Source organism: Neisseria sp. HMSC067H09, assembly GCF_001814135.1.
Classification (GTDB): domain Bacteria; phylum Pseudomonadota; class Gammaproteobacteria; order Burkholderiales; family Neisseriaceae; genus Neisseria.
This window is the reverse complement of the sequence record NZ_KV814894.1, coordinates 83,910-108,763: the sequence shown is the minus strand read 5'-3', so window position 1 is coordinate 108,763 and position 24,854 is coordinate 83,910. Positions and strand designations below refer to the sequence as shown.

At 54.4% G+C, this 24,854-nt stretch carries 19 protein-coding genes; 8 read left to right on the top strand and 11 right to left on the bottom strand.

From position 1 onward, the window contains the following. Positions 1–10: 10 nt before the first annotated feature. The gene (locus tag HMPREF2954_RS04360) at positions 11–346 is read right to left on the bottom strand and encodes a carboxymuconolactone decarboxylase family protein (protein WP_045075755.1); all 336 of its coding nucleotides are present in this window, start codon (positions 344–346) and stop codon (positions 11–13) included. A 159-nt stretch (positions 347–505) separates the two neighbouring features. Between HMPREF2954_RS04360 and HMPREF2954_RS04355 the strand changes: the two genes are divergently transcribed. Then, complete coding sequence (locus HMPREF2954_RS04355; RefSeq protein ID WP_045075751.1) at positions 506–1,450, top strand: helix-turn-helix transcriptional regulator; 945 nt, start codon at positions 506–508, stop codon at positions 1,448–1,450. A gap of 257 nt (positions 1,451–1,707) precedes the next feature. Here the strand turns inward: HMPREF2954_RS04355 and HMPREF2954_RS04350 are convergent, their stop codons facing one another. From HMPREF2954_RS04350 to HMPREF2954_RS04320, 7 genes are all read right to left on the bottom strand, one after another. After that, positions 1,708–3,114: a dihydrolipoyl dehydrogenase gene (locus tag HMPREF2954_RS04350; RefSeq protein WP_045075748.1), complete on the bottom strand. Its 1,407-nt coding sequence runs from the start codon at positions 3,112–3,114 to the stop codon at positions 1,708–1,710. Positions 3,115–3,533: 419 nt separating this feature from the next. Beyond that, positions 3,534–4,271 (bottom strand): redoxin family protein, encoded by a 738-nt coding sequence (locus HMPREF2954_RS04345; protein WP_003759091.1) that lies wholly within the window; start codon positions 4,269–4,271, stop codon positions 3,534–3,536. Between the two features lie 188 nt (positions 4,272–4,459). Continuing rightward, positions 4,460–5,230, bottom strand: coding sequence for a 1-acylglycerol-3-phosphate O-acyltransferase (locus HMPREF2954_RS04340; protein WP_045075746.1), 771 nt, complete (start codon positions 5,228–5,230; stop codon positions 4,460–4,462). Between the two features lie 100 nt (positions 5,231–5,330). Continuing rightward, positions 5,331–6,158, bottom strand: a complete 828-nt coding sequence (gene mutM, locus HMPREF2954_RS04335) for a bifunctional DNA-formamidopyrimidine glycosylase/DNA-(apurinic or apyrimidinic site) lyase (protein ID WP_045075743.1) — start codon at positions 6,156–6,158, stop codon at positions 5,331–5,333. Between the two features lie 247 nt (positions 6,159–6,405). Next, positions 6,406–7,074, bottom strand: a complete 669-nt coding sequence (locus HMPREF2954_RS04330) for a class I SAM-dependent methyltransferase (RefSeq protein WP_039409450.1) — start codon at positions 7,072–7,074, stop codon at positions 6,406–6,408. A gap of 164 nt (positions 7,075–7,238) precedes the next feature. After that, entirely contained in the window at positions 7,239–8,441 is a 1,203-nt protein-coding gene (gene trpB, locus HMPREF2954_RS04325; RefSeq protein ID WP_039409453.1) for a tryptophan synthase subunit beta, read from the bottom strand. 223 nt (positions 8,442–8,664) lie between these two features. Further along, the gene (locus tag HMPREF2954_RS04320) at positions 8,665–10,188 is read right to left on the bottom strand and encodes a fumarate hydratase (protein WP_003740750.1); all 1,524 of its coding nucleotides are present in this window, start codon (positions 10,186–10,188) and stop codon (positions 8,665–8,667) included. Positions 10,189–11,011: 823 nt separating this feature from the next. On the opposite strand from HMPREF2954_RS04320, the gene HMPREF2954_RS04315 reads away from it, so the two are divergent. The 6 genes from HMPREF2954_RS04315 to HMPREF2954_RS04285 all read left to right on the top strand — a co-directional run bounded on the left by HMPREF2954_RS04315 (position 11,012) and on the right by HMPREF2954_RS04285 (position 18,999). Beyond that, the gene (locus HMPREF2954_RS04315) at positions 11,012–11,650 is read left to right on the top strand and encodes a 2Fe-2S iron-sulfur cluster-binding protein (protein ID WP_003777402.1); all 639 of its coding nucleotides are present in this window, start codon (positions 11,012–11,014) and stop codon (positions 11,648–11,650) included. Continuing rightward, the gene (locus HMPREF2954_RS04310) at positions 11,650–13,278 is read left to right on the top strand and encodes an FAD-binding protein (RefSeq protein ID WP_003777401.1); all 1,629 of its coding nucleotides are present in this window, start codon (positions 11,650–11,652) and stop codon (positions 13,276–13,278) included. The genes HMPREF2954_RS04315 and HMPREF2954_RS04310 overlap by 1 nt, the downstream gene beginning before the upstream one ends. Then, positions 13,275–14,528, top strand: coding sequence for a complex I 51 kDa subunit family protein (locus tag HMPREF2954_RS04305; protein ID WP_045075738.1), 1,254 nt, complete (start codon positions 13,275–13,277; stop codon positions 14,526–14,528). The genes HMPREF2954_RS04310 and HMPREF2954_RS04305 overlap by 4 nt, the downstream gene beginning before the upstream one ends. A gap of 642 nt (positions 14,529–15,170) precedes the next feature. Further along, positions 15,171–16,622: a DASS family sodium-coupled anion symporter gene (locus tag HMPREF2954_RS04295; RefSeq protein WP_045075733.1), complete on the top strand. Its 1,452-nt coding sequence runs from the start codon at positions 15,171–15,173 to the stop codon at positions 16,620–16,622. 99 nt (positions 16,623–16,721) lie between these two features. After that, positions 16,722–18,134 carry a Trk system potassium transporter TrkA gene (trkA, locus tag HMPREF2954_RS04290; protein ID WP_003762926.1) on the top strand — a complete coding sequence of 471 codons (1,413 nt, stop codon included), beginning with the start codon at positions 16,722–16,724 and terminating at the stop codon, positions 18,132–18,134. A gap of 139 nt (positions 18,135–18,273) precedes the next feature. Continuing rightward, positions 18,274–18,999, top strand: a complete 726-nt coding sequence (locus HMPREF2954_RS04285; RefSeq protein ID WP_045075730.1) for an SIMPL domain-containing protein — start codon at positions 18,274–18,276, stop codon at positions 18,997–18,999. 73 nt (positions 19,000–19,072) lie between these two features. Here HMPREF2954_RS04285 and ettA read toward each other — a convergent pair whose 3' ends face one another. The 3 genes from ettA to nadA form a co-directional block, all read right to left on the bottom strand. Further along, positions 19,073–20,749 carry an energy-dependent translational throttle protein EttA gene (gene ettA / locus HMPREF2954_RS04280; protein WP_003756559.1) on the bottom strand — a complete coding sequence of 559 codons (1,677 nt, stop codon included), beginning with the start codon at positions 20,747–20,749 and terminating at the stop codon, positions 19,073–19,075. A gap of 204 nt (positions 20,750–20,953) precedes the next feature. Next, positions 20,954–22,498 carry an L-aspartate oxidase gene (gene nadB / locus HMPREF2954_RS04275; RefSeq protein ID WP_045075728.1) on the bottom strand — a complete coding sequence of 515 codons (1,545 nt, stop codon included), beginning with the start codon at positions 22,496–22,498 and terminating at the stop codon, positions 20,954–20,956. Between the two features lie 51 nt (positions 22,499–22,549). Further along, positions 22,550–23,662, bottom strand: coding sequence for a quinolinate synthase NadA (gene nadA, locus HMPREF2954_RS04270; RefSeq protein WP_045075725.1), 1,113 nt, complete (start codon positions 23,660–23,662; stop codon positions 22,550–22,552). Positions 23,663–23,864: 202 nt separating this feature from the next. Here nadA and HMPREF2954_RS04265 point away from each other — a divergent pair, with 202 nt between their 5' ends. Next, entirely contained in the window at positions 23,865–24,803 is a 939-nt protein-coding gene (locus HMPREF2954_RS04265; protein ID WP_070689016.1) for an NUDIX hydrolase, read from the top strand. The last annotated feature ends 51 nt before the right edge of the window (positions 24,804–24,854 follow it).

Genomic DNA, 24,854 nt, shown 5'->3' with positions numbered 1-24,854 from the left:
TGAGACAAAATCAACGCTGCGCGTCAACCGCTTCCAAAGCACGCAGGGCGTAAGTGTAGGCTGCGCCTGCGTTCAGGGAGATGGCGGTCGCCAGCGCGCCGGCGATTTCGCTTTCAGTCGCGCCCGCTTTTGCGGCTGCGGCGGCGTGTACGCTGATGCAGCTTTCGCAACGGGTGGTAATAGCAACGGCGAGAGCAATCAGCTCGCGGGTTTTCGCATCCAATGCTTCGGCTGCGGCGGCTTGTTCCAGCGCGCCGTAGGCTTGCAGCATTTTCGGGTGGTTTTTACCCAGCTCGCCGAATGATTTTTTAACGTGTGCGGTGTGTTCGGGCCAATTTAGAAACATTTTTTGATTTCCTTTCCAATGTGTTTGATATGAAGGATGCTGCTCTTTCATGGCAGATTTCAATTTAATCCGCCATCTTTACATCCGATGAATGGCATTATTGCAATAATTTGACTATTATGATCGTCAAATCATCTCATTCACTTGCAAAAAACACTTATGGACACTTTGGACAAACTCATCGAACTGGCGCAAATCACCGGCAGCGTGGACATACAATGCCTGTTCCGCGACAAATGGTACGCACCACACGAACGCAGGCGCGCGCACGGCATCGCGCACCTTGTCGTCGCCGGAGAAAGCTACATCAAAATCGAAGGCGAACCCGAAGCACGTCTCTTACAAACCGGCGACCTTATCTTTTTCCCGCGTAGCGCGGAACACATCATCAGCAGCGAAGCGGACTGCAACAACTGCGGCGATACCATTCATATCAGCAACGATGGCGCGTTTACCATCGAATCTTCAGGCAGCGGCGGCGAAAAAAGCCTCGATTTGTTCTGCGCCCGCTTCGAATACGACGAACACGCCGACATCATGCACGACCTGCCCGAAACCGTCCTCATCAAGATGGACCATCCCTCGCTACAATGCCTTATCTCCATGTTGCAATACGAAAGCGCGCACACGCTTTCCGGCTCGCGCGCCATCGTCAACGCCCTTTCCTCCGTCCTCCTCGTCCTCATCGTCCGCGCCCATCTCGAACAAGGCGGAGAAGCGCCTTTGGGCGGCATACTCAACGGCCTGCGCGACAAACGCCTGCGCCAGCTCATCCAAACCGTCGTCAGCCGCCCCGAAGACGAATGGAACATCGAAAAAATGACCGCGCTTGCCAACCTCTCCCGCGCCCAACTCATGCGCCTGTTCAAACAGCAAACCGGCATCAGCCCCCACGCCTTCGTCAACCTCATCCGCCTGCGCCAAGCCGCCGTATTGCTGCGGCAAACCGCCGATTCCGTCTTGTCTGTCGCGCTGAACGTCGGCTTCCAATCCGAAACCCACTTTGGCAAAGCGTTTAAAAAACAATACGGGATTTCGCCGGGACAGTATCGGAAAAATGAAACGGCAGATGATGATACCAGCCGGCTGCTTGAAGGCATTTGAACCCGAAAGGTCGTCTGAAAACTTTAAATCTGCCGTAGGTCGGATTCTTGAATCCGACATCTCCATCTGCAACAATGTGTAAAGAAAACAGAAGCATTAAATATTTGTCGGATACAAGTATCCAACCTACACATTACACAGCAATGACGCCGCAACTGATTTTATTCCGCAACGGAAAGACAAAAAAGGCCGTCTGAAAACCTTGAATCAGGTTTTCAGACGACCTTTCATTCCGGCAGATTGATGAGATCAATCCATCAAGCCTGTTTCAACTTCGCATCGGCATCGCGCAACGCGGTGCGCAGACCTTCCTCGATAACGGGATGGTAGAACGGCATCTCCAGCATTTGCTCAACGGTCATCTTCATTTGATGCGCCCATGCCAACAGGTGTGCCAAATGTTCGGCGGCCGGGCCTAAGATTTCCGCGCCAATAAAGCGGCCGGTGGCTTTTTCGGCATACAGGCGCATATGGCCTTTGTTTACCAGCATCACGCGGCTGCGGCCTTGGTTTTTAAACGATACTTCGCCGATGACAAATTCGTCGGGTTGGTATTGCGCGGCAACTTGCGCGTATTTCAAACCGACAAAGCCGATTTGCGGATTGGTAAACACCACGCCGATGGTGCTGCGGCGCAAACCGCCGCCGATATTCGGGTAGCGGCCCGCATTGTCGCCGGCAATCTTGCCTTGGTCGGCAGCTTCGTGCAGCAGAGGCAGTTGATTGGACGCGTCGCCCGCGATGAAGATATGCGGAATACTGGTCTGCATGGTCAGCGGATCGGCAACGGGTACGCCGCGCGCATCTTTTTCGATATTGATATTTTCCAAACCGATATTGTCAACGTTCGGACGGCGGCCTACGGCTGCCAGCATATATTCGGCAACAAATACGCCTTTTTCGCCATTCTGCTCCCAATGGACTTCTACCTTGCCGTCCGCATCGAGTTTGACCTCGGTTTTAGCATCCAGATGCAGTTTCAATTCTTCGCCGAACACGGCTTTCGCCTCGTCTGAAACGACGGGGTCGGAAATACCGCCGATGATGCCGCCCAAGCCGAAAATTTCGACTTTCACGCCCAAACGGTGCAATGCCTGACCCAGTTCCAAACCGATAACGCCCGGTCCGAACACGGCAACGCTCTTGGGCAGCGTATCCCATGAGAAAACGTCGTCGTTGATAATCAAACGTTCACCCAAAGACTGCCACTGCGGCAGGATGACGGGACGCGAGCCGGTAGCAATCACGAAACTTTTTGCCGTGATTTGGGTATGGTCGTCGATTTGAACGGTATTCTCGTCGATAAATTTAGCCGAACCCATAATGCGCTTGTCGGCAGGCCATTCTTCCACATCGGCAACGACAAAGCCGACAAAACGGTCACGCTCGGATTTGACGCGCTGCATGACTTCTTCGCCGTTGACGACGATGCTGTCTTTATCCAAATGCACGCCGAACGGGTCGGTATGTAATGCGTGATGGCGCGCCTCTGCGGCAGCAATCAAGAGTTTGGAAGGCATACAGCCCACGCGCGCGCAGGTCGTGCCGAACACATTGTTTTCAATCAGGTAAACATTATCCGAATGTAAACGGGCATTGCGAAACGCGCCCATACCGGCAGTACCGCCGCCGATTACGACGACATCTGCTTGAATTTTTTTCATAATCTTTGTCCTTTTTTGTTGAGCGTCCGAAGCGGTATCAGCGTGAAGCGTATCAAGTTTTCAGACGACCTCCTTAACAAACTATCGATAATATAAAATCGATAGTCATTTTAAAAATCTCGATTTAAAACGATAATCTCAAATTCTACTTGTAAATATAGAGCTATTCAGAACGACCGTGTAGCGTATCGTCTGAATAACTCTATTTTTCTGTTCAGACGGTTTTATTCAAACCGTCTTTAGGGTTTGTCGACATTCAATTTTCCAAGTGGATTTTTGTTTCCAAAGCGGAAGATTCAAGGCGAAAACCGCAACAAGGTTGGACACCTTGTAAGGATTTCCAACGCAGAAGATGCCGCTTTGGAGATGAAAAGACACGGAAACTATTGAATATCGACAGACCCCATAGCATCAAGCAATTAGTTTTTAGCCAAGTAAGCTTCCAAATCTTCGCTACCACCGATGTATTTGCCGCCGATGAAGACTTGAGGAGCAGTCATCTTGCCAGTAATGGCGCGAACGGAAGTAACGGTTGCATCTTTGCCCAATACGATTTCTTCGTAAGACAAACCTTTGTCTTGCAAAGCTTTTTTAGCTTTAGCGCAGAATTGGCAGCCGGGTTTGGTGAAGATGGCAACAGACTCTTGAGCTTTCCAGTCAGGAGCGATGAATTTCAACATAGTGTCAGCGTCAGACACTTTGAAAGGATCGCCCGGCTCTTCAGGCTCGATGAACATTTTTTCAATCACGCCGTCGTTAACCAGCATGGAGTAACGCCAAGAGCGTTTGCCGAAGCCCAAGTCTTCTTTGCCGACCAGCATGCCCATGCCTTCGGTGAATTCGCCGTTGCCATCAGGGATCATGTAGATGTTGTCAGCTTCTTCTTCGGCAGCCCAAGCGTTCATCACGAAAGTATCGTTTACAGATACGCAGTAAATTGCGTCAACGCCGTTTTCTTTGAACGCGCCGAACAATTCGTTGTAACGTGGCAGGTGGGAAGAAGAACAAGTCGGAGTAAATGCGCCGGGCAGAGAGAATACGACTACTTTTTTACCTTTGAACAAGTCATCAGTGGAAACATCTTTCCAAGTGTCGCCCACGCGGGTACGGAATACGACGGAAGGTACTTTTTGACCGGTACGATCTTGCAAAGCCATTTTGGATCTCCTTGAAATTTTAGGTTTAGGGAATGATACGAGTGAATGTGTGCATTCTAGCGCAGGGAGTTTGATTTGTATAATTTATAGTTCAAATAATATTAATTACCTGAAGCTATGAAACCCAACCTGCGAATGTTTCATTTAAATAGAGGTCGTCTGAAAGAAAACAAGCCCCTGGCCTGGAATTATTTTTCGGAATCGTGTGCATCGGACAATACGACTTCACGGATGCTGCTTTCTACTTTGTCTTTCAACATAAAGCGGTCTTCGTCTTTGCCGGGACGAATCGGGGCGGCAAAATCGATACGGATGCGCAGCTTTTTCATGGAAACGATGCGCCAAAGTGAGCGCACCAAATCGACTTCCGCATAAGACGGCACAGTCGTCCTTTTACCGGCATCATCATAATAGCGCAGCGTAACTGCCTGAACAGGCGCGTCGGCATCAATGGCGGATTGGAAGAGCGCGGCTTTGAACGACAAAATATCCAAGCCCAAAGAAGTCCGCGCTTCGGGGAAAAAGCTGACATTCTGCCCGGCTTTCAACGCGGCGCAAATGGCTTGGTTAATCGGCTCGACATCGCGTCGGGAATTTCGGTTGATAAACACCGTGCCTGCGTTTTGCCCCATTTTGCCCAAGACCGGCCAGTCTTTGATTTCCTGCTTGGCGATAAAGCTGCTCGGATACACCGCACTCATGGCGAAAATATCCAGCCAAGACACATGGTTTGCCGCCACCAAAACACCCTTCACATTATCCGCGGGCGGCGTGCCGATTTCCAATTCGATATCCAAGGCTTCCAGCGCGCCTTTGCCTAAAGTGATGACCGCATGATCGCGTTCGGCAGGATTGCCGGCATCGATACGGCGCAAATGCCTTCCGGTTCGGAACAGCCATCCCGCCAGGCGGAACAATCTGCCCAAACGGGTAAAAAACGGGGCTTTTTGTGAGTGCATAACTGTTTTTCTTTTCGTCTTAAATGTGTATCAAATCATAGTAATAACGTTTTCAGACGACCCAGATGACAAAGAGGTCGTCTGAAAACAGGTTCATACATTATTTTTGGCAGTTAGGACAATAAAACGTCCCGCGCTGCCCCAAAACTTCCTTCTGCACAAAACCGCCGCAACGGACGCAGGGTTCGTTGTGCCTGCCGTACACCGTATATTCCTGCTGGAAATAGCCGCTTTTGCCGTCACTGTTGACGAAGTCGCGCAACGTGCTGCCGCCAGTTTCAATCGCGCGCTGCAATACCGATTTAATCGTTTCCACCAAGACGGCGCATTCTTTTTTCTTAACCTTGTCCGCAGGGCGGTGTGGCGAGATGCCCGATTTAAACAGGCTTTCGTTCGCATAAATATTGCCCACGCCGACCACGACGGCATTGTCCATCAGAGCCAGCTTGACCGCGCGTTTTTGCGTTTTAAATTTTTGGTACAGATAATCGGCGGAGAAGTCGTCTGAAAGCGGCTCGGGGCCCAGCTTCTCAAGGAGCGGATGATGTTCCGCAATGCCTTCATACCACAGAATCGCGCCGAACTTACGCGGGTCGTGATAGCGCAATACCGTTCCGTCCGCAAACACAATGTCCGCATGGTCGTGTTTGTCGGGATGGTCAATCCGCGTATCGCCGTCCGTAAAAATCCGCAAGCTGCCCGACATGCCTAAATGAATCAACAAGATACCCGTTGCAAAACCGATAATCAGATATTTCGCCCGCCGACGACAGCTCAACACCTCCTGCCCCGCTAAAAGCTCCGCCAACTGCGGATTGATCTGCCAGCGCAGCTTGGTTTGGCGCAACACGACATCCGCCACCGTTTTACCTTGAATATGCGGGCTGATACCGCGCAACGTCGTTTCTACCTCAGGCAATTCCGGCATTTTTCTTTATCCTCAAGCTAATACAGTCAACATCGCCTTTTTCAGACGACCTAAGATTCTACCGATGCCAACGCAGCCTGACAATTTGCAACCAATCGGCTTTACAAGCAGAAAGCAGCAAATTCAAGGCAGAATGACAAATATAGAAGAGGCTATATTTATGCAGTCAAACCTGCCGTTTTCAAATGTTCAGCCTCAAAATGTCGTCTGAAACCTGGTTATGCCGGTTTTACCAACGCCGCATTTCTCAATCCGAAATCCGCGCCGCGCCCAAAGCCACCGTCTGCGTTCCCAATATTTTTTCAAACTCCGGCAACGGCGTAACCCCCGCCATACGTTTGACCAAAACCAAGCCGTACACCGCCGCGCACTGCGGCCACCACCTGTCCCCCGCCTTCTCCATAAAACGCCAAAACCGCAGCCCCTTTTGCGAATTCACAGCAGGCAGGTACACCATAAACTTTCCGAATTCCACCTCAAAATCCAAATCCGCCAACCGCTGCTTCAAAGCGGGCAAAGTCAGGCAATGCTCCTTTTTGGGCAAGCGCGTTCCATCAAACCACTTGCTGAAAAACCACAAAGATTTCGGATTAAACCCCGTCAAAACCAACCGCCCTTCAGGTTTTAACACTCTGGACGCTTCATGCAGCACTTGCGTCAGCGCAGCAGTTTCATGACTGTGCGGCATCAGCAGCACATCAATAGAATGACTCTCCCAAGCCATAGCGTCCGCCGTCATCAATACATCGCGGGGAACGGCAACCACGTTTTCAGACGATCTCAGCCATTCGCCGCCCTGTTGGACGACGGTTTGAACACCGCAAGGCGCAAACCGCTCCAAGTAATGCGCAAAAAACTGCTTTTCCCGCTCCGCCGTATAGCGGCCGATAATAGTCCGTTCAAACCATTCTTCCATCACCCTGCCCTTTCAAAATGCTGCAACCCGCATTATAACGGCATGATGAGGCAGACCAAACCTCCATAACTTTACTTTGTTATTGAAAAGGTAAAAGGTCGTCTGAAAACCTATTTACTCAGTTTTCAGACGACCTCTTGTCTTTATCCGCTCAACGGAAATGCTTACAACTCAATCCCTTTCAACTTCGCCACGGTATTGATGTCTTTATCGCCGCGGCCGGACAGGTTGACCAGAATCACTTGGTCTTTGCCCATTTTCGGCGCGTTGGCGACTGCCCATGCGAGGGCGTGGCTAGATTCGAGTGCGGGGATGATGCCTTCGAAGCGGCACAACAAATCAAAGGCTTCGAGTGCTTCGTCGTCTTTGGCGACGGTGTATTCGACGCGATTAATGTCGTTCAGGTGGCTGTGTTCCGGGCCGATGCCGGGGTAATCCAAGCCTGCGGACACGGAGTGCGTACCCAAGACTTGGCCGTTTTCGTCCTGCATCAGGTAGCTGCGGAAGCCGTGCAATACGCCGATGGGGGCTTTACTGGTAATCGGCGCGGCGTGGTCGGGAGTGTCTACGCCCAAACCGCCGGCTTCCACGCCGACGAGGCGCACGTTTTCTTCGCCGATATACGGGTGGAACAGGCCGATGGCGTTCGAGCCGCCGCCGACGCAGGCAACTGCGACGTCGGGCTGTCTGCCGATGGCTTCCTGCATCTGCGCTTTGGCTTCGTTGCCGATAACGCATTGGAAATCGCGCACCATTTCGGGATACGGCGCGGGGCCGGCGGCGGTGCCGATGATGTAGAACGTGTCGTCCACGCGGGCGACCCATTCGCGCATGGCTTCGTTCATCGCGTCTTTCAGCGTGCGGCTGCCGCTGTCGACGCTGACCACGTTCGCGCCCAATAATTTCATGCGGAACACGTTGGGCATTTGGCGCTGGATGTCGTCCGCGCCCATGTACACGTCGCAAGTCATGCCGAAGCGGGCGGCGACGGTGGCGGAGGCCACGCCGTGCTGACCCGCGCCGGTTTCGGCGATGACGCGTTTTTTGCCCATGCGGCGGGCAAGCAATGCCTGACCGATGGTGTTGTTTACCTTGTGCGCGCCGGTGTGGTTCAAGTCTTCGCGCTTCAACCAGATTTGCGCACCGCCCAGATACTCGGACAATCGCACGGCATGGTAAACGGGGCTGGGGCGGCCGACGTAGTGTTTCAAATCGCGGTGGAATTCTTCCCAAAACGACGGGTCGTTTTTCGCTGCTTTATAGGCATCCGCCAGCTCTTGCAAGGCGGGAATCAGGGTTTCGGAGACATAAAGTCCGCCGTGTTCGCCGAAAAAGCCCTTCTCGTCGGGCGCTTGGTAGTTTTTCATCGGATTTCTTCCTTGTTTGTTTTTTCAGATGACCCCAGTCTAAAAAAGGTCGTCTGAAAGGGAAAATTGTCGGCAATTATAGCGTTTTTTTACGCTTTGTCGCAGGGTTTTGCAGGAATACGGATGCCGGTTTTACGCCATTGAAACCGCATTAGCCAAAAGGTCGTCTGAAAACCCTGTTTCAAGTTTTCAGACGACCTTTTTTCAACCTGGCATCAAGGCATTAGGACTCGACGGGGATGATGCCGATTTTTGCCTGCCATTTGCGCGGAGCGGTGGCATGGATGGATTCGCCTTTGCTGTCCACGGCGACGGTTACGGGCATGTCTTTGACTTCAAACTCGTAAACTGCCTCCATGCCCAATTCGGGGAACGCCAAGACTTTGGAGGATTTGATGGCTTTTGCCACGAGGTATGCCGCGCCGCCGACTGCCATGAGGTACACGGCTTTGTTGTCTGCGATGGCTTCGCAGGTGGCTGCGCCGCGCTCGGATTTGCCGATCATGCCCAAGAGGCCGGTTTGTTCGAGCATTTGGCGGGTGAATTTGTCCATACGGGTGGCAGTGGTCGGACCTGCGGGACCGACGACTTCGTCGCCGACAGGATCGACGGGGCCGACATAGTAAATCAGGCGGTTTGTGAAATCGACGGGCAACTCTTCGCCTTTGTCGAGCATATCAACGAGGCGTTTGTGCGCGGCATCGCGGCCGGTAAGGATTTTGCCGTTCAGCAGCAATACGTCGCCGGTTTTCCAGCTGGCAACTTCTTCTTTGGTCAGTTTATCGACATCGATGCGTTTGCCGTTGTCGGGGCTGTAAGTCAAATCGGGCCAGTCTTCAACGCGCGGCGGGGTCAGTTCGACCGGGCCTGAGCCGTCCAATTCGAATTCGACGTGGCGGGTGGCGGCGCAGTTCGGAATCATGGCAATCGGTTTGGAAGCGGCATGGGTCGGGTAATCGAGGATTTTGACGTCCAATACGGTGGTCAGTCCGCCCAAACCTTGTGCACCGATGCCCAACGCGTTGACTTTTTCAAAGAGTTCGAGGCGCAGGGCTTCGGTGGTGGACAATTCTGCGCCGGACGCGGCTTTTTCCTGCAATTCTTGAATGTCGATGTGGCTCATCAGGGATTCTTTTGCCATCAGTACGGCTTTTTCAGGCGTACCGCCGATACCGATGCCCAAAATACCGGGAGGACACCAGCCCGCGCCCATGGTCGGGATGGTTTTCAATACCCAATCAACGATGTTGTCGGAAGGGTTGAGCATGGCGAGCTTGGATTTGTTTTCAGAGCCGCCGCCTTTTGCCGCGCAGGTTACTTCAACTTTGTCGCCCGGCACAATGCTCATGTGAATGACGGCGGGGGTGTTGTCTTTGGTGTTTTGGCGTTTGCCGGCCGGGTCGGCGAGGACGGACGCGCGCAGGGTGTTGCCTTCCCAAGTGTAGGCACGGCGTACACCTTCGTTAACCATCTCTTCCACGCTCATGTCCGCATCCCATTGGACGTTCATGCCGACTTTGAGGAAGACGGTTGCGATACCGGTGTCTTGGCAGATGGGGCGGTTGTTTTCGGCACACATGCGGCTGTTGACCAAAATCTGCGTCATCGCGTCTTTGGCGGCGGGATTTTCTTCCTTCTGCCACGCTTTATAGAGTGCGTCGATGTAGTCTTTCGGATGGTAATAGCTGATGAATTGGAAGGCATCGCAGATACTTTGGATAAAGTCTTCTTGCTTGATGACGGTCATGATTGTGTTCCTTTTCATATGGTAGGGAGGGTTTGTTAGCTTTTTTATAGAGGCCGTTTTTCAGACGACCTTAATCGGTGTAATAGTGCTGTCAATCGATATGAGGCGACAATATGATTTTTATAATCCATTGATTTTCATAAAACTTAATAACCTATCATTTCACTCGGATGATGATAACGGGTATTGTCGGCAATATTTACCGGTAGAAATAAAACTACAATTGATCTGTCCACTAAAATTCCAAAGGGTCGTCTGAAAAGGCTGGATTCACCGCCGCAATGAACCTTACTAATAACATGAATTTAAAAAGAAACAATTATTTTTCAGACGACCTGTCTTTCTTTTTTCAACCATACACAAATGTAAAAGCCGTGTCATTCTACCCACGATGATTTTTGACGGAAGTCAAACTTAGCCGTTTTTATGAAATTTTATAACACTAATTGCATTTGCTTACACTTTGCAAATTTATCCAATAAATACATAGATATATGCTTTTATATCAAGCACTTAATAATGATATTTACTCGTATTTCAAAACGGTTTTTAGCAGTTATTCCTTTATCTTAAGTTTATTTTATCTTACAAAATAACAAGATGGCACAAAGGTCGTCTGAAAACCGCTGTTTTTTGTTCACAATCCGCCCCACCCTGCCTTTACGACTCCGCCATCATCAAAAAACCCAAATTCTGATACACTAATAAAAGACAGTCAGACGTTGATTTATAAGACGTTTCCTGAAAAATATCTGCATTTTAAAAATTTGTAATAAAAATACACACATCCGATTTCCCCTATCCCATTCCACAGGACACTACCATGAGTGAAAACTTGTTAACCCTGACCATAGACGGCCACGAGGTCAAAGCCTCTGCCGACTCGTCAATCATTCAGGCCTATGCCCGTTCCGGCAGCGCGATTACCGCCAACGTCGGCTGCATGGGGCAAGGCGTTTGCGGTTCCTGCCGCTGCATGATCCGCAAAGAAGGCGAGCGCGAGGTAACGACTGCGTTGGCGTGTGAAACCAAAGTCGAAGAAGGGATGCAGGTCAGCTTCTTGGACTACTTTATCCCCGAGCATATCCAGTATTACGACGTGAGCGAGGTCGGCGACGGCTGGAACTGGCTGGACGACACCGCCAAAGCCTTCCCCGAAGCGCAACACTGCCGTCATTGCGGCGGCTGCAACCGCGCCTGCCCCAAAGGTTTGGAAGTGGAAAACGGCGTGGCGCAAGTGGTATCGGGCGATTTCGGCGCGGCTGCGCTGACCTTCGACCAATGCGTGATGTGCAACCTCTGCACCCTTTCCTGCCCCGAACACATACGTCCGAACCACTTAGGCTTGTTCGCCCGCCGCATGAAAGCAGCGCGCACGCTGCGTCCGGTGGATTTGATGCGTCGCCTGCGCGAAATCGACAGCGGCAAAATGAAAGTCGAATTTGAAGAGGAGGCAATGTGATGGCGAACGAAATCCAAGGCATAGACTACGAAACCGCCCTTGCCAACCTGCGCGCTTCCTCATTGGAACTGCGCGGCGATCTGCCGGAAAAAAATGAATTGTTGAGCCAGTTTCACCCCGACTATCAGGCAAATGCGCGCGTTAAACTGCCCATCGGCCCGAACACGGGCGATTACTGCCATCCTGATTTGGCGAAACTGCTGATCAGCCATCCCCTGATTGACGACTATGATTTGTCGGGCGCGGAACATTTGAACACCGACGTGCTGGTTATCGGCGGCGGCGGTGCGGGCGCGGCGGCAGCGTTGTCTGCGACCGAAGCAGGCGCGCGCGTGATTATGGCGAACAAGCTGCGTATCGGCGACAGCAATACCGTGATGGCCGAAGGCGGCATTCAGGCGGCAGTCGGCGCGGAAGACAGCTTGCAGCAGCACTTTGACGACACCATCAAAGGCGGCCACAACGCAGGCAAGAAAGAATTGGTGGCGCAAATGGTTACCGACGCGCCGTCCGCCATCCGCTGGCTGATCGGTTTGGGCATGACTTTCGACCTTGCCAAAGGCGCGGACAGCAACGGCATGTTGAGCCGCAAACGTGCAGGCGGTACGACCGTGCCGCGCATCCTGAGCTACCGCGACTTTACCGGCCTTGAAATGATGCGCGTACTGCGCGAGGCGGTCGAACTCGACGAAAACATTACCCAGCTCAACCGCCACCCCGCCATCGAATTATTGTCGGACGAACACGGCCGCTGCGTCGGCGCGATTTTGTACGATTTGGAAAAACGCTCTTTGGTATTGGTTCACGCCAAAGCCGTGGTATTGGCAACCGGTGGCAGCGGACGGCTGCATTTGCAGGGTTTCGCCACTTCCAACCACTACGGCGCAACCGCCGACGGTTTGGTGATGGCATACCGCATCGGCGCGAAACTGCGCGACATCGATTCCTTCCAATACCATCCGACCGGCGTCGCCCATCCGCCGCACTTGGCGGGCGCGCTGATTTCCGAAGCCGTGCGCTCCGCAGGCACCAAACTGGTCAACGGTTTGGGCGAGCGTTTCGTTGACGAATTGCAGCCGCGCGACGTCGTTGCCGCCGCTATTTTGCGCGAGTGCCGCGAAGGCCGCGGCGTGGTGCGCGACGGACAAGTCGGCGTGTTCCTCGATACGCCGCGCCTGATTGAAAACGATCCCGACGTATTGAACCGTTTGGTAACACTAGGCCACGTCGCCCACAAATGCGGCATCGACCCCGCCGTCGAACCTGTGATGATTCATCCGACCCTGCACTACCAAAACGGCGGCGTCGAAATCAACGGTGACGGCGCGACCTGCGTCGAAGGCCTCTATTGCGCCGGCGAAGTAACCGGCGGCATCCACGGCCGCAACCGTCTGATGGGCAACGCGCTTCTGGACATCATCAGCTTCGGCCGCCGCGCGGGTAAAGCCGCCGCCGGTTGCGGCCTGCCGTTGAAGAAAGTGCGCGGCGGCGTCGGACACGTCCACGATCTGCAACGCGAAATGACCCGCGCCGGACTGACCAGCGATATCAAAGCCCCCGTTTTATATCCCGACTACGGCAAATTCGATTTGCGCGAACACGCCGGTTTGCAGGAGCAACAATCATGAACCAAGCCAATCAAAACTTACTGCACCCGTCCCGCCAAGTCGGCGCGGATTTGGCCGCGTGGCGCAAAGTCGGCGGCGGCGAAGGCCTGCTGGCGGCACTTGCCGATCCTCAAAGCATCGTTTCCAAGCTGCAAGACGCCAACCTCTGCGGCATGGGCGGCGCAGGTTTCCCAACCTGGCGCAAATGGGAGGCAGCCGTCGCAGCCCAAAGCAAACACGGCGACAAATACGTCGTCTGCAATGCCAACGAAGACGAACCGGGCACATTCAAAGACCGCGTATTGCTGGCGAAAACGCCGCACCAAGTCATCGAAGGCGTCCTGATTGCCGCCGTCGCCTGCCGTGCCAACAAAGCGATTATGTATGTCAACCCGCACCAGACCGAATCCATCGCCTCCATCGTACCCGCCATCGAGCAATGGAAAAAAAGCGATTTGTTCATCCGCATTGAAAACTATCTGGGCAAACCTTTAGACCTGAAATTGGTCGAAACTTCAGGCCGCTACATCGGCGGCGAAGAAACCGCCGTGATTTCATGGTTGGAAGGCGGTTTCCCGTTCCCGCGCCGCAAACCGCCGTTCCCCGCCGAAAGCGGCGTAGAAGGCGAACCGACCTTAATCAACAACACCGAAACCTTCGCCAACATCCCGCAAATCCTTGCCAAAGGCGCGGAATGGTACAAATCGCTGGGTTTGGGCGATGCCGCAGGCACGAAACTCTACTCGCTTTCCGGCGACGTATTGAATCCGGGCCTGTACGAACTGCCGATGGGCACGACCTTGCAATCGCTGATTTTCGATCACGGCGGCGGTATGCTCGAAGGACGCACGTTTAAAGCCGTCTTCACCGGCGGCCCGTCAAACACGCTTCTGACCGCGAAAGATTTGGACGTGCCTTTGGACTTCGTGTCCGTGCGCGAACGCAAATCCAGCCTCGGTACGGGCGCGATGATTGTGATTTCCGAAGGAACCAGCGTCGTACGCAAAGTGGCTGAGTATGTGGAATTTTTTGCGTCCAACTCATGCGGACAATGCCCGCCGTGTAAAGGTGGCACGTTCCAACTTTCACGCCTGCTCAACCGTGTGGATACCGGCATCGGCACTTCAGACGACCTCCGTGCCCTGCAAAGCCTGTGCCAACTGCTGCCCCGAAGCGGCCGCTGCGGCCTGATTGACGGCGCGGTTACCGTGTTGCAAAGCTCGCTGCGCACCTTCCCCGAAGAGTACGGCCTGCCGGCGGAGCAGGATTAATCCGATACGGGGTTTCAGACGACCTTTTCTGTATGGGAGGTCGTCTGAAAAATACCTGTAGATTGGGGCATGAACCAACATGATGATTAGGGTTTAAGTATTTGTTGGATTTCACAACCGAAACCGCTAAATCTGAGGCTTTGCCCTCTCCCTAGCCCTCTCCCACGGGGAGAGGGAATAATGGTACTGAAACCGACTATTATCGGATTTTCTATAATCTGCCCCTCTTCCACGAAGAGGGAATGATGGTGCTGAAACCGACCATTATCAGATTTTCTGCAATCTGCCCATCTTCCACGAAGAGGGAATGATGGTGCTGAAGCGGACCATTATTAGATTTTCTACAATCTGCCCCTCTTCCACAGAGAGGGAATGATGGTGCTGAAACCGACCATTATTAGATTTTCTGCAATCCGTCCCCTCTCCCCGTGGGAGAGGGCTAGGGAGAGGGCAAACCGCAATAACCTCAAGAAAACGTCGTCTGAAAAAGATGGCAACACAAACACGCATGACCCAAACCACCAAAAGAAAAACATAAAAAAACTGCTGCCAAATATGTTTCAGACGACCTGTTCCTACCAAAATCAGGCACACGTCGTCTGAAATCCGATTCCCCCGATACCTCAAACTAGGAGACTCAACATGGGCTTCAAGCCAATTCCTGCTGCGGTTGCGCTCGCGCTGACGCTGATTATCTGGTTCGTCATACCCGTGCCGCAGGGCGTATCGCCCGACGCATGGCACCTTTTAGCGCTGTTCGTCGGCATCATCGCCGGCATCATCGGCAAAGCCATGCCCATCGGCGCAATGGCGATTTTGGGCATTACCTTGGTCGCGCTGACCGGCGTGACCAACGAAAAAGCCGCCGACGCAACCAAAGACGCTCTGAGCAGCCTCAACAACTCGTTAATCTGGATGATCGGTATCGCCATCATCATCTCGCGCGGTTTGTTGAAAACCGGCTTGGGGATGCGTATCGGCTACCTTCTGATTTCCCTTTTCGGCAAACGCACGCTGGGCGTAGGTTACAGCCTGGCTTTGGCCGATTTGGTCATCGGTCCGGTCACACCGAGCAACACCGCGCGCGGCGGTGCGATTGTGCATCCGATTATGCGCTCCATCGCCCTAAGCTTCGATTCCGACCCCGAAAAAGGCACGGAAGGCAAAATCGGTAAATACCTCGCGCTGGTCAACTACCACGCCAACATCATCACCTGCTGCATCTTCGTTACCGCGACCGCACCCAACCCACTGGTCGTCGAATTGGTCGCCAAAGCCACCGATTCGCAAATCCACCTCTCTTGGGGCACATGGTTCGCCGCCATGGTCGTACCCGGCCTGATCGCCATGCTCCTGATGCCGCTGGTACTGTATTTCCTGTATCCGCCCGAAATCAAACAAACGCCTAACGCGACCGCCCTTGCCAAAGAAAAACTGAAAGAAATGGGCGCGATGAAGCGCGACGAAAAAATCATGCTCGGCATTTTCGTGATTCTGCTGCTTTTGTGGGCAGGCGTTCCCGAAATGCTGTTCGGCGTGAAAGTCGATGCCACCGCCACCACCTTCCTCGGCCTCTCCCTGTGTCTGCTCACCGGCGTACTGACTTGGGACGATGCGCTGAAAGAAAAAGGCGCGTGGGACACCATCGTCTGGTTTGCCGCCTTGGTCATGATGGCGAACTTCCTCAACAAATTGGGACTGATTGCATGGCTGTCCGAATCCATGCAGGGCGGTATTTCCCATCTCGGGCTGGGCTGGGAAGCCGGTTGCGCCCTGTTGGTACTCGCCTACCTCTACGCCCACTACGTTTTCGCCAGCGGCACGGCACACGTTACCGCCATGTTCGGCGCGTTCTACGGCGCAGGCCTCGCCTTGGGCGCACCGCCGATGCTGTTCGCCCTGATTATGGCGTCCGCCACCGGCATCATGATGTCGCTGACCCACTACGCTTCAGGTTCGTCCCCCGTCATCTACGGTTCGAACTATGTCAGCATGACCGAATGGTGGAAAGCCGGCTTCATCATGAGCGTGGTCGAAATCCTGATTTTCGGCACCATCGGCATCATCTGGTGGAAAGTGCTGGGCTACTGGTAAACCCTGCCTGAAATCAACAAAAGGTCGTCTGAAAATAGGTTTTCAGACGACCTTTTGTTATACAATCCCATCATCCTTACCCAACCACCCGCCCAAACCGTGAAAATCCTCATCCTCGGCAGCGGACAGGTCGGCTCGACCGTCGCGCAAAACCTCGCCTCCGTTTCCAGCAACGACGTTACCGTTATCGACATCGACGAAAAAGCCCTGCAACACATCGGCAGCCGCCTCGACGTCCAAACCATACTCGGCAACGGCGCATCCCCGTTCATCCTCGAACAGGCGGGCGCGGCAGATTCCGACCTCCTGCTCGCCCTGACCCGCAGCGACGAAACCAACATCGTCGCCTGCAAAATCGCCGCCGATCTCTTTAATATCCCCAGCCGCATCGCCCGCGTGCGTTCCAGCGAATATCTGGAATACCCCTACCCCGAAAACGACGATACGGAAAACGGCAGCCTTACCGTCTTCGACATCACCGAAACCATCAGCCCCGAACAGCTCGTTACCGAACAGCTCGTCGGGCTGCTCAGCTACACCAGCGCATTGCAGGTATTGAGGTTTGCCGGCGACAAAGTCCGCATGGTCATCGTACAGGCGCGTAAAGGCGGGCTGCTCGTCAACCGTGAAATCGCCGACATCAACCAACACCTCCCCGAAGGTGCGGACTGCCAAATCTGCGCCATATACCGCAACAACCGCCTCATCGTCCCCACGCCGCAAACCGTCATCATCGAAGGCGACGAGGTACTTTTTGCCGCCGACATCAGCAGCGTCAACATCATCATGCGCGAACTGCGCCCCAAAGAAGCGCGCACCCGCCGCATCATGATTGCCGGCGGCGGCAACATCGGCTACCGCCTTGCCAAGCAGCTCGAATCCAAATACGACATCAAAATCGTCGAACACAACCCCCGCCGCGCCGAGTGGCTCGCCGAAAACCTCGACAACACCCTCGTCCTGCAAGGCAGCGCCACCGACGAAACGCTGCTGGACGAAGAATACATCGACGAAATCGACGTATTCTGCGCCCTGACCAACGACGACGAAAACAACATCATGTCCAGCCTGTTGGCGAAAAACCTCGGTGCCAAGCGCGTCGTCACCATCGTCAACCGCTCCAGCTACGTCGATTTGCTCGAAGGCAACAAAATCGACATCGTCGTGTCGCCGCACCTCATCACCATCGGCTCCATCCTCGCCCATATCCGCCGAGGCGACATCGTTGCCGTCCACCCCCTCAGACGCGGCACCGCCGAAGCCATCGAAGTCGTCGTCCACGGCGACAAAAACACTTCCGCCATCGTCGGCAGGCGCATCAGCGGCATCAAATGGCCGGGCGACTGCTACATCGCCGCCATCGTCCGTGCCGAAACGGGTGAAGTCATCATGGGGCACCACACCGACACCATTGTCCAAGACGGCGACCACATCATCTTCTTCGTCTCCCGCCGCCGCGTCCTGCCCGAACTCGAAAAACTCATCCAAGTCAAAATGGGCTTTTTCGGCTGACACCGTCAAAGGTCGTCTGAAACCTGTTGCAGCAAAGTCAGAACCTTTTTTCAACTTCATTGAAGCCGCGCTTTCAGACGACCCGACACAAATTACCCAACATCATCCGTTTCCACATCCGATACCCAAAGGAAAATCCATGTTACGCCCCATCCTTGCCGCCCTCGTGCTCGCAACCGCCCTGCCCGCCGCAGCCGAAACCGACACCCTTCATTACAACATGATCGAATTTGCCGAATCTGCCAATCTCGAAATAACCCGCGACACCATGACCGCCTACTTCAGCACTGCTTCCGAAGGCAAAGACCGCGCTACGGTAAACAAAGCGTTTCAGAAAAAATTCAACGACTTCAACAAAGCCGTACAAAACAACAAACTCCAAACCGAAATCCTCAACCGCAGCGCCAGCCCGCGCTATGAATACAACAACAACGGCAAACGCATCCAAACAGGTTGGGAAGAAGAAGCCGTGTTCAAAGTCGAAAGCAAAGACTTTGACGCCATCAACCGCCTGATTGACGAAACGCTGCAAACTGCCACGCTCAACCGCATCGGCTTCAGCATATCCAAAGAAAAACGCGAAGCCGCCGTCGATCAAGTCAGCAAAGCCGCCATCCTGCGCTTCAAAGACCGCGCGCAAGACTTGGCGAAAACGCTCGGCTTCTCCAACTACAAAATCGTCAAACTCAATTTAGGTCACATCGGCAACCGTTCCATAGACAACGGTTTCGCCCGTGCCAAAATGATGAATGCCGAAGCTGCCATGTTCAAGCGTTCGGCAAGCGACGGAAACAACGCTATCCAAGCCCCTTCTCCCGGCTCAGAAGAAATCAGCATCACAGTCAACGGCTTGGTGCAGATGTAAAACGCTCTCCAAACAAAAACGTCGTCTGAAAACCCTTTTTCAAGTTTTCAGACGACGTTTTCTTATTTTCCTATCAACGCGTTACCGGCTTATATTTAATCCGTTTCGGTTTCGCACCTTCTTCGCCGAGTCGGCGTTTTTTATCGGCTTCATATTCCTGATAGTTGCCGTCGAAGAACACCCATTTCGAATCGCCTTCGCAAGCCAGAATATGCGTAGCGATGCGGTCGAGGAACCAGCGGTCGTGCGAAATGACCATCACGCTGCCGGCAAATTCCAGCAATGCGTCTTCCAGCGCGCGCAGGGTTTCCACGTCGAGGTCGTTGGACGGTTCGTCCAGCAGCAACACATTGCCGCCGCTTAACAAGGTTTTTGCCAAGTGCAAACGCCCGCGTTCGCCGCCTGACAATTGACCTGCGATTTTGCTTTGGTCGCTGCCTTTGAAGTTGAAGCGTCCCAAATATTGGCGGGCGGGGATTTCAAACTGTCCAACCTGCAAAATATCGCGGCCTTCGGCGATGTTGTCGAACACGGTTTTGTCGTTTTGCAAACCTTCGCGGCTTTGGTCAATCAGGCTCATTTTCACGGTTTGCCCGATTTTCACTTCACCCGAATCGGGCTGCTCTTTGCCCGCAATCATTTTGAACAGCGTCGATTTACCCGCGCCGTTCGGGCCGATGATGCCGACAATCGCGCCCGCAGGCACTTTGAAGCTCAAATCGTCAATCAGCACTTTGTCGCCAAACGATTTGGAAACGTTCACAAATTCAATCACTTCATTACCCAAACGCTCGGCAACGGGAATGAAGATTTCCTGCGTTTCATTGCGTTTTTGGTATTCGTAGTTGCTCATTTCCTCAAAACGCGCCAAACGCGCTTTGGACTTGGCTTGGCGGCCTTTGGCATTTTGGCGCACCCATTCCAATTCCTGCTTCATCGCCTTCACGCGCGCGGCTTCGGATTTCGCCTCGTTTTCCAAGCGTTTTTCTTTCTGCTCCAGCCAAGACGAGTAATTGCCTTTCCATGGAATACCGTGTCCGCGGTCGAGTTCCAAAATCCATTCGGCGGCGTTGTCCAAGAAGTAGCGGTCATGCGTTACCGCAACGACTGTGCCGGGGAAGCGTACCAAGAATTGCTCCAGCCATTCCACCGATTCCGCATCCAAGTGGTTGGTCGGCTCGTCCAGCAGCAGCATATCGGGTTTGCTCAACAAGAGTTTGCACAAAGCGACACGGCGTTTTTCACCGCCGGACAGATTGCCGATTTTGGCATCCCATTCCGGCAGGCGCAGCGCATCGGCGGCGATTTCCAATTCGTGTTCCGCACCGCCGCCCGTGGACGAACCTGCCGCGATAATCGCTTCCAAGCGGCCCTGTTCTTCCGCCAGCGCGTCAAAATCCGCATCAGGATTGGCGTACTCGGCATACACTTCTTCCAAGCGTTTTTGTGCCGCCGCCACTTCGCCCAAACCGCTTTCCACTTCCTCGCGCACGGTTTTTTCAGGATCAAGCTCCGGCTCTTGCGGCAGATAGCCGATTTTAATGCCGCCCATCGGCACGGCTTCGCCCTCAAATTCCTTATCTACACCCGCCATAATCCGCAGCACGGTGGACTTACCCGCGCCGTTCAAACCGAGCAGGCCGATTTTCGCACCGGGGAAGAAGGAAAGGGAAATATCTTTAATGATGGTTTTCTGCGGCGGCACAACCTTGCTCACGCGCAGCATGGAATAGACGTATTGTTGGGACATGGTTTTCTCAATTCGGTCAAACAAATTTCAGACGACCCATTTTAACCGATTGCACCGATTGTTGCTTGCACGGATGATATTTAGAGGGGAAATAGATGGGATGGATTGATTTGTTTGGATTTGGAAGAAGGTCGTCTGAAATAATGGTTTCAGACGACCTTTCTTCATTTTTCACAGGAATATCCCCCCGCGCAGCCCTACCCTTCAGCCTGCCGCCTGCTTTTTCCACTCGACACTCCCTGCCAAATCGGTATTGAAATGCGCGCCGATGTTTTGCCGCCTTGCGTATGCGGCTTGGGCGACGGCGAGGCTGCATTCGAGCAGGTTGCGGTTTTCGTATTCGGATGCGGTGTGCGGCTCGGCGTGGTTTTGCTTCCAAAGCCGCAGTTGGGCGATGGCGCGGCGCAGGCCGGTATCGTTGCGGAGGATGCCCAGATGGCGTTGGTTGAAGGCTTGCAGGACGGGGCGGCTGAATGTGTTTTGGAGGTCGTCTGAAAAGATACCTGCTTCAACAGAGGGGCTTTCAGACAACCTTTGGGACGGCGCGGTTTGGAATGCTTGTCCGTCCGCGATGATTTGGGCGGCAAGCCTGGCGGTCACGACGCATTCGAGCAGGGAGTTACTGGCGAGGCGGTTGGCTCCGTGCAATCCTGTGCAGGCGGTTTCGCCTAAGGCGTAGAGCTGCGGCAGGGAGGTTCTGCCATAGGGGTCGGTTTGGATGCCGCCGCAGGTATAGTGCTGCACGGGGCGGACGGGGATGGCTTGGCGCGTGATGTCCAAACCGCATTGGGACAGGCAGTGCCGGTGGATGGACGGGAAATGCCGGCGGACGAACGCTGCGGGTTGATGGCTGATGTCGAGCGAGACGAAGTCTTGCGTTTGTTTGGCGATTTCGGCGGCGATGGCGCGGGCAACGATGTCGCGCGGTGCGAGTTCGGCGCGGCGGTCGTAATGCGGCATAAACCGTTCGCCCGCTTGGTTGGTCAGGATGCCGCCTTCGCCGCGCACGGCTTCGGAAATCAGGAAGGTACGGCCGTTTTCAGACGACCTTGCCAAGCCTGTGGGGTGGAATTGGATAAATTCGAGGTTTTCGACTGCGCAGCCTGCGCGTATCGCCATGGCGATGGCGTCGCCCGTGCATTCGGGCGGCGTGGTGGTGGCGGCGTAAATCTGTCCCAAGCCGCCGCCTGCGAGTACGGTGTGGCGGGCACGGATGCGGTAGGTTTCTTGCGTTCGGCAGTCGAGGACGGTCAGTCCGCATGCCGCGCCTGATTCGGTTTGAACGTCCAACGCCATCTGCCGCTCGCAAACGCGGATGTTCGGGCGGCGGCGTATTTGGGCAATCAGGCTCTGCATGACGGCTTCGCCCGTGTAGTCGGCGACGTGGGCGATTCGGCGGCAGGTATGCCCGCCTTCGCGCGTCAGGTGCAGGTCGTCAGGATTCCGATCGAACGCCACACCCTGCACCAGCAGCCATTCGATTGCCGGTTTGCCCTGCGACAGGATGGTGCGGACGGCGGCTTCGTCGCACAAACCCGCGCCCGCTTCCAAGGTATCGGCAACGTGTTTTTCGATGTCGTCCTCTCCCGACCACGCCGCCGCAATCCCGCCTTGCGCATGACGGCTGGCGGTGTCGTCCAGCCGGTTTTTGCACAAAATGACGATGCGGAACGATTCAGGCAGCGACAGGGCGAGCGTTAGTGCCGCCAGCCCGTTTCCGGCAATCAATACGTCGCAATCGGTTTGCATGGTGTTGTCCTTGTTTGAGGGGTCGTCTGAAACGGCAATATGGATGGCAAATCAGGCGGGACCCATGCCGTTGAACACATCTTTTTTCTTCAGCCCTGCCGCGAAGTCGAGCATACGCTGCAAAGGCAGTTTGGCGGCTTCGCCCAGCTTTCTGTCCAACAGGATTTCGTTGTGCCCGCTTGTCAGGGCGTATTTGATGCCGCCCAGCGAATTCATTGCCATCCACGGGCAGAACGCGCAGCTTTTGCAGCTTCCGCCGTTGCCCGCCGTCGGTGCAGCGATAAATTCTTTGTCGGGCGCCTGCTTTTGCATTTCGTGCAGGATGCCCAAGTCGGTCGCCACGATGAATTTTTTTTCGGGGCGCGATACGGCGGCTTTGAGCAGTTTGCTGGTCGAACCGACCACGTCGCCCAGTTCGATGACGCTTTGCGGCGATTCGGGATGAACCAGCACCACCGCGTCGGGATGCTCCGCCTTCAACGCCGCCAGTTCCTGCCCTTTGAATTCGTTGTGGACGATGCACGAACCCTGCCACAACAGCATATCCGCGCCCGTTTCGCGGCGGATGTAGTCACCGAGGTGGCGGTCAGGCCCCCAAATCAGTTTCTCGCCGCGCGATTTCAGATACGACACGATTTCCAATGCCACCGAAGATGTGACCACCCAGTCGGCACGCGCTTTCACGGCTGCGGAAGTGTTGGCGTACACCACCACCGTGCGGTCGGGGTGTTGGTCGCAAAACGCTGAAAACGCTTCTTCGGGACAACCCAAATCCAAAGAACATTCTGCTTCCAAATCAGGCATCAGCACTGTTTTTTCAGGGCAGAGGATTTTCGCGCTCTCGCCCATGAAGCGCACACCCGCCACCACCAATGTATCAGCTTCGTGTTCCGCGCCGAAGCGCGCCATCTCCAGCGAATCGCCCACGCATCCGCCCGTTTCCAAAGCCAAATCCTGAATCAGCGGATCGACGTAATAATGCGCCACCAAGACCGCGTTTTTCTCCTTCAGCAAAGCCTTGATTTCGTCTTTCAGACGACCTGCCGTCTCGCGGTCGGGCGTGTCGGCAACCTTCGCCCACGCCTGACGGATTTGGCAGGCGGAAGTCGGCGTCTGGATGAGGGGCATATCGTAATCGAACGAGCGGCGGGCGGCGGTTTGCATGATGTTTCCTTGTAGCTGGTTTTTGAGGCGGCATGAAGGTTTGCCGTCTGTTTTTCAAACTGTTTTTATATTATGCTCAACTTGAGTATAATATGCAAGGTCGTCTGAAAACAGGTTTGAGATACCGCAAAACCGACCCGCTTCGTTCCGACAAACCGCTTTGGTTTACAATAAAGCCTTTCCCACCCGCAGAAAGCCGAGCATGGACGCCTACCCCGAAGCCGAAGCCCCGCCGCAAAGCATCGTCGAACTGGTTCCCGTATTGATTGCCGTTACCGACGGCGGCCTGCGGGTATTGACCGTCGCCCAAGGCACGCTCCTGCCCAACGGCCCGCTCTCCCCCCTGCGCAATTCCTTGCAGGCAGGCGTGAAGCTGTGGGTCGCCAAGCAGACTTCGCAGCCTATGGGCTATGTGGAACAGCTTTACACCTTTGTCGATACCCACCGCCGCAACGAACACGGTATGCCCGTCTTGTACGTCAGCTATTTGGGGCTGGTGCGCGAGGCAGCCGACAGCATCCTGCATCCCGACGCGAAATGGCAGGACTGCTACGGCTATTTCCCATGGGAAGACTTGCGCACCGACGGCGGACAGCGCGACACCATCGTCAGCCGCCTGCGCATTTGGGCAAACTCGGCGGACACGGAGGAAGTCCGCCAAAAGCGGCTCAAGCGCATTCATTTGTGCTGGGGGGTCGAACCGGAAAACTGGTCGGAAGAATACGTTTTGCAACGCTATGAAATGCTGTTTGAAAGCGGTCTGATAGCGGAAGCCGCCGAGCCGCAGACAAACTTCGACTTCGCGCTCACGGGGCAGCCCATGCGCCACGACCACCGCCGCGTGCTGGCAACCGCCCTGTCCCGCCTGCGTGCCAAAATCAAATACCGCCCCGTGATTTTCGAACTGATGCCGCCCGAATTCACGCTGCTGCAACTGCAAAACAGCGTCGAAGCCATCAGTGGCAGATTGCTGCACAAGCAAAACTTCCGCCGCCAGATTCAGCAGCAAAACCTCATCGAGCCGTCGGATACCGGCGTATCGGGCAGCAAAGGCCGCCCCGCGCAGCTTTACCGCTTCCGCGACGACGTCCTGCCCGACAGGCTGATTTCGGACATCGGACTGCCGCTGGGCAGCCGTTAGCCCGTTTTCAGATGACCTATAGTGGATTAACAAAAATCAGGACAAGGCGAC

What these genes read in the sequence shown, in the direction of transcription:
- HMPREF2954_RS04360 (WP_045075755.1), bottom strand. Translation starts at nt 346, where the DNA reads ATGTTTCTAAATTGGCCCGAACACACCGCACACGTTAAAAAATCATTC.
- HMPREF2954_RS04355 (WP_045075751.1), top strand. Translation starts at nt 506, where the DNA reads ATGGACACTTTGGACAAACTCATCGAACTGGCGCAAATCACCGGCAGC.
- HMPREF2954_RS04350 (WP_045075748.1), bottom strand. Translation starts at nt 3,114, where the DNA reads ATGAAAAAAATTCAAGCAGATGTCGTCGTAATCGGCGGCGGTACTGCC.
- HMPREF2954_RS04345 (WP_003759091.1), bottom strand. Translation starts at nt 4,271, where the DNA reads ATGGCTTTGCAAGATCGTACCGGTCAAAAAGTACCTTCCGTCGTATTC.
- HMPREF2954_RS04340 (WP_045075746.1), bottom strand. Translation starts at nt 5,230, where the DNA reads ATGCACTCACAAAAAGCCCCGTTTTTTACCCGTTTGGGCAGATTGTTC.
- mutM (WP_045075743.1), bottom strand. Translation starts at nt 6,158, where the DNA reads ATGCCGGAATTGCCTGAGGTAGAAACGACGTTGCGCGGTATCAGCCCG.
- HMPREF2954_RS04330 (WP_039409450.1), bottom strand. Translation starts at nt 7,074, where the DNA reads ATGGAAGAATGGTTTGAACGGACTATTATCGGCCGCTATACGGCGGAG.
- trpB (WP_039409453.1), bottom strand. Translation starts at nt 8,441, where the DNA reads ATGAAAAACTACCAAGCGCCCGACGAGAAGGGCTTTTTCGGCGAACAC.
- HMPREF2954_RS04320 (WP_003740750.1), bottom strand. Translation starts at nt 10,188, where the DNA reads ATGACCGTCATCAAGCAAGAAGACTTTATCCAAAGTATCTGCGATGCC.
- HMPREF2954_RS04315 (WP_003777402.1), top strand. Translation starts at nt 11,012, where the DNA reads ATGAGTGAAAACTTGTTAACCCTGACCATAGACGGCCACGAGGTCAAA.
- HMPREF2954_RS04310 (WP_003777401.1), top strand. Translation starts at nt 11,650, where the DNA reads ATGGCGAACGAAATCCAAGGCATAGACTACGAAACCGCCCTTGCCAAC.
- HMPREF2954_RS04305 (WP_045075738.1), top strand. Translation starts at nt 13,275, where the DNA reads ATGAACCAAGCCAATCAAAACTTACTGCACCCGTCCCGCCAAGTCGGC.
- HMPREF2954_RS04295 (WP_045075733.1), top strand. Translation starts at nt 15,171, where the DNA reads ATGGGCTTCAAGCCAATTCCTGCTGCGGTTGCGCTCGCGCTGACGCTG.
- HMPREF2954_RS04285 (WP_045075730.1), top strand. Translation starts at nt 18,274, where the DNA reads ATGTTACGCCCCATCCTTGCCGCCCTCGTGCTCGCAACCGCCCTGCCC.
- ettA (WP_003756559.1), bottom strand. Translation starts at nt 20,749, where the DNA reads ATGTCCCAACAATACGTCTATTCCATGCTGCGCGTGAGCAAGGTTGTG.
- nadB (WP_045075728.1), bottom strand. Translation starts at nt 22,498, where the DNA reads ATGCAAACCGATTGCGACGTATTGATTGCCGGAAACGGGCTGGCGGCA.
- nadA (WP_045075725.1), bottom strand. Translation starts at nt 23,662, where the DNA reads ATGCAAACCGCCGCCCGCCGCTCGTTCGATTACGATATGCCCCTCATC.
- HMPREF2954_RS04265 (WP_070689016.1), top strand. Translation starts at nt 23,865, where the DNA reads ATGGACGCCTACCCCGAAGCCGAAGCCCCGCCGCAAAGCATCGTCGAA.